Raw genomic sequence first — 4,314 nt, 5'->3', positions numbered from 1 at the left:
GACCAGCAATAAGATCATGTCGGCGCTTGACCTTAATAAACCTGCTGCTGAACCGGCAAAAGAATCAGCCCGTTCCACAACATTTAGCCCGGGCGACGACGATGAAAAAGGCGTGAGCGCGCCGGATTACAGCGTTTTCAAGAAACATTTGACCCGAAATCTAAAATACCCTAAATCGGCAAGAGACATTAATGTCACGGGTATCGTTGTAGCAAATTTCATAGTCAGGAATAAGAAAATAAGCGGCGGCCAAATTGAAAAAAGCTTACATAAGGACATTGATGAGGAAGTTATCAGGGCTCTTTCTTTATTTACAGCTGACGTTGATGCCCCGGATGAAAATTATTCCATCGCCATTAACTATAACCTGATGGGAAATGAGACTCAGGCCGATTATGCGCCTGATGCTAGCGCAAAGAATTTTGTCGGGCAAGTTACTGTTATAGCCTATAAAACATCCGATACCGGCCCAAAAGCCGGTATGACAGTGCCTGTGCAAATCCAAGATCCGGAATTATCAATTCAGGATGGTCTTCCTCAATTTCCCGGAGGAATGAAAGCATGGAATGATTATTTATCGAAAAATTTATTTTATCCCGCGCAAGCGAGAAACAATAATATCCAGGGGAGGGTAATCGCAAGCTTCGTGGTAGACACAGATGGCACGTTAGAAGATATTAAGGTCATTAGAGGAATCGGCGGAGGCGCCGATGAAGAAGCAGTGAGGATGCTTAAAAATAGTCCAAAATGGATTCCCGGATCAAAAGATGGGAAGCCTGCCAGGGTAGCCCATAGTCTACCGATCATTTTCTCACTTTATCCATCAGCGCAAGCTCCCTATCCAAGTGCAAATCAAAAAACGGTTCTGCCTGCTGGCGTCGAAAAGTTCTCTAGTGTTGAAGTTCTTCCAGAATTTGCAGGCGGCATGGCAGGTTGGGGGAAATATCTCACAGCGAATTTAAGATATCCAGCCGAAGCAAAAAGTAAAAAAATTACCGGCAGGGTCATTTTGAGTTTCATCGTAGAGAAGGATGGCGGCATATCAGACATTAAAGTTTTGAGAGGTATCGGGGGAGGTGCGGATGAAGAAGCGGTCAGAGTTCTAAGTACGAGCCCCAAATGGAAGCCAGGCATACAAAACGGCAGGGCAGTAAGAGTTGCGTATACTATGCCTATATTTTTTCAGCTTAGCCAACAAACAGGAACAACTACTGCCACCGTAAACCCCAGGGAATCGCTGCCCGCGGGCGTCAATGATTTTGCTAGTGTTGACATTCTTCCAGATCCTCCGGGCGGCATGCCGGGTTGGGGGAAATATCTCACAGCCAATTTAAAATATCCTGATGAGGCTAGAAGGAAAAATATCACCGGAAGGGTCATTCTGGCCTTTATTGTAGAGAAGGATGGCAGCACATCAGATATTAAAGTTCTTAGAGGTATCGGAGGAGGTGCTGATGAGGAAGCTGTTAGGGTTTTAAAGAGCAGCCCTAAGTGGAAACCAGGGATTGACAATGGCCAGCCGGTTAGGGTAGCCTATACTATGCCTGTATTCTTCCAGACAAGCCGTTAGTTTATGAGCAGGTAAACCATGGAAAATACTCTCAACTAAATCAATCTATCTTTTATCACCAAAGTCCCAGCAATTTTATCATGAATACACTGCTGCCGTTTATCAAAAAACCCGAAAGCGTATCCCAATCCCAGGGTCGCGACACAAATAAGCTTTGATAAATTCCTTACCACTGATTGGCCGAGGTTTATGGGCAGCCCGAATTCGTCAGTCACCTTCAAGCCCATTAGAAATTTTCCATAAGTTCCTTGTCTGTCCGACGCCTCCGCGATTATACTATAGATCATTTTTGCTATAGGGATAATCCCCAGCCCCGAAAGTGCTACAATGATCCTATCATCCCGCTCCCCAACGAAAAGCACAGCTATTGTAGCCAGTACGCAATAGATCGCGAAGACGATGAAATAGTCTATGATAATTGCAAGAAGGCGAACATCAAGGGAAGCAAAGTACTGCGGTTTTCTTATCTGGGCCTTTATCCCAAACAGTTCGCATAGTTCAGGGATCTCATGCGCCTCCTTATAGTCGTCCATGTCCTCTGTCTTGACAAAAGTTCCGGACTTGATCTTCATGCCCTTTAACTGTTCAAACGAAAATGGGCCTTCGGGTTTACCTTTTATGACAACTTTATACTCTTCCATTCTCCTTATACGCAAAACGGAAGCTCCCCTTATATCCGGGAAGCTTCCGCCTCAGGCTGTAACAAATATATTTAATACTTTTTTACTTCGAATGAAGATAATCCACCTTTCAGGTTGATATTCACTTTATTTACAGCAGTGTTGTAATTGCTGGTTTTATAAGTTCCATCAGCCTGTTTTATGAAGCCGTTAAAGTCCTTTGAAGACAGGCCGCTATCAACAACAATACGGCATCCTGATTCCTTCGGCACTTCTATCTCTACACTTGCAACACCAGTTTCTACTGTCACATCGGATAGAGGCAGTTTAGAGCCAATTTTTGCTTCAAAAGAAGCTGCTCCTCCTTCAAAACGAAGTTGACGTACCTTAAAGTTTTCAAGATTGAAATTGGTTTCACCTGCTCCCATTTCTACAGTGATGTCCCAGACCGGGTTTGCATTTAACCTAAGCCGCGTTTCGTTGCTCTCCATGTCGTCCATTTTGAAACCGCGGCCGTTTTTATCCCTTTTGCGGAAATTAAGCACATCAACCGAATCAAGGATGGTTTTCTCTAATGAGTATCCGCCGGTGGCCTCTTTAACATCTGCCTGGAAGAGCATCGAGGTTGTATCCATAAGCTCGTATGACGTTGCGCTGCCCTGGATATTCAAAGTGGCTGACTTCGATCCAGTATAAGGTTCGGAAAACACGCTTGCATTACTCCAGTTTACATTTTCATCATTACGGTCGTGACCAGAATTATAATGAAACCAACCACGGTCCTTCTGCGGAATAGAGCCCTGATATGCAATAAAAGTGAGTACCAGCACGGTAATCGAAGCTGCAAATATTGGCGCAGTCGTATTGTTAGCGAATCTGCTTAAGAGCATGTTTGTACCGATCAGGATGAAGATGATCGGCCAGAACCGCCATATTGACCCCCAGTAAAAATTAATCACGTTAAAGTTATCGAGCATGAACACAGTTCCAACGAAGATGAAGATCAGGCCCCAGATTATTTTTTCGGTTTTCATAATTTTATATTTCTTTTTTATGCTTGTAAAATAAGAGCAGCGAGCTGCCCTTATTTTTATGCTTCTTTATTTGAATTTTCGTCTTTAATAATAACAACTTCTTCGGTAACTAGAGCATCTGCCTGTTGGGCTGCTACCTGAGCCTCCTGATCTGTACGTTGTTTTTCTTTCCACTCCTCTTTCCAGGTTTTTTTATTAGCGTTAGTTATCATCATTATCCCTGGGATAATGAACACCAGCGGCCATAACTTGTGAAATTCAAGCCAGTAAGGTACAAAGTTGAATTCATCCATTAGAAAGAACGCCCCGAAGAACACGAATATAATTCCCATAATAATAGCACCGTTCCCGGATTTCTTCTTTTCAGGGTAAGGAATTCCCGCAAAAGCCGGATCATTGATGGGTCCGTTTGGGTTTGCCGCGTTATCGTAAACTTTATAATCAGCATTAAACTGACCGTAGTTTGGAACATATGGTTTAACTGGTACAGCTATCCATAACACCAGGTAAGCCAAAACTCCTGAGAAGCCAGCCAATACGGCAAGCACAAATGCAATGCGGACCCAGGTTACGTCCACATCAAAGTATTCAGCAAGTCCGGCGCACACTCCTGCTATCGTTTTTTCCTGCTCATTCCGTTGTAGTTTCTTTTCCATTTTCTGTTGGTTATTAGTTTTTGGTTGTTTGTTATTAGTTGTTGGTTGTTAGCCACTGGTTTGTGATGGTTACCGCCCCGTTGACAAATCAAAACTAAACTAAGAATCACATCTTCTAGACAGCAAATAGGCAGGCTATGCCAAGTTCTCGGTAAAATGTGGTAAAATGTCGGTGAAAGAGAAAGGAGGGAACCAAGAACCAGGAACCAAGACTGACAGCTTTCAAATTTCGCCTTTCAAGGGACGTATAATTATTTCATCAACATTAGCCCCTGCACTCATTGAAAGGCAGTTTAACATAGCCTTTGCCACGTCGTCAGCAAGCACAAAACGTTCAGGCGGCAGGGTAGTGCCAGACCAGGAATCAGTAAGGGTGGCTCCGGGCAGCACGGCTGTTACTTTAATGCCTGAATTGAGTAACTCCTCTCTCAAAA

Annotated in this window: 4 protein-coding genes and 1 pseudogene; 1 reads left to right on the top strand and 4 read right to left on the bottom strand. The window is 43.7% G+C overall.

Annotated features, from left to right (window positions below):
* On the top strand, nt 1-1,570 hold a 1,570-nt coding region (locus WKF69_RS06455; RefSeq protein ID WP_340380539.1), incomplete at its 5' end, for an energy transducer TonB.
* 35 nt (nt 1,571-1,605) lie between these two features.
* Here the strand turns inward: WKF69_RS06455 and WKF69_RS06450 are convergent.
* The 4 genes and pseudogenes from WKF69_RS06450 to WKF69_RS06435 form a co-directional block, all read right to left on the bottom strand.
* Nucleotides 1,606-2,211 (bottom strand): RDD family protein, encoded by a 606-nt coding sequence (locus tag WKF69_RS06450; RefSeq protein WP_340380537.1) that lies wholly within the window; start codon nt 2,209-2,211, stop codon nt 1,606-1,608.
* A 71-nt stretch (nt 2,212-2,282) separates the two neighbouring features.
* Nucleotides 2,283-3,224: a DUF5668 domain-containing protein gene (locus WKF69_RS06445; RefSeq protein WP_340380535.1), complete on the bottom strand. Its 942-nt coding sequence runs from the start codon at nt 3,222-3,224 to the stop codon at nt 2,283-2,285.
* 56 nt (nt 3,225-3,280) lie between these two features.
* Nucleotides 3,281-3,880 (bottom strand): PspC domain-containing protein, encoded by a 600-nt coding sequence (locus tag WKF69_RS06440; protein ID WP_340380533.1) that lies wholly within the window; start codon nt 3,878-3,880, stop codon nt 3,281-3,283.
* A gap of 222 nt (nt 3,881-4,102) precedes the next feature.
* A pseudogene (locus tag WKF69_RS06435) lies at nt 4,103-4,314 on the bottom strand (short-chain dehydrogenase); the annotation flags it as partial.

It is taken from the genome of Daejeonella sp., from assembly GCF_037719425.1.
Classification (GTDB): domain Bacteria; phylum Bacteroidota; class Bacteroidia; order Sphingobacteriales; family Sphingobacteriaceae; genus Daejeonella.
This window is presented reverse-complemented; position numbering and strand designations above follow the sequence as displayed.

Coding starts and splice junctions, on each gene's coding strand:
- WKF69_RS06450 (WP_340380537.1), bottom strand. CDS start 2,211: ATGGAAGAGTATAAAGTTGTCATAAAAGGTAAACCCGAAGGCCCATTT.
- WKF69_RS06445 (WP_340380535.1), bottom strand. CDS start 3,224: ATGAAAACCGAAAAAATAATCTGGGGCCTGATCTTCATCTTCGTTGGA.
- WKF69_RS06440 (WP_340380533.1), bottom strand. CDS start 3,880: ATGGAAAAGAAACTACAACGGAATGAGCAGGAAAAAACGATAGCAGGA.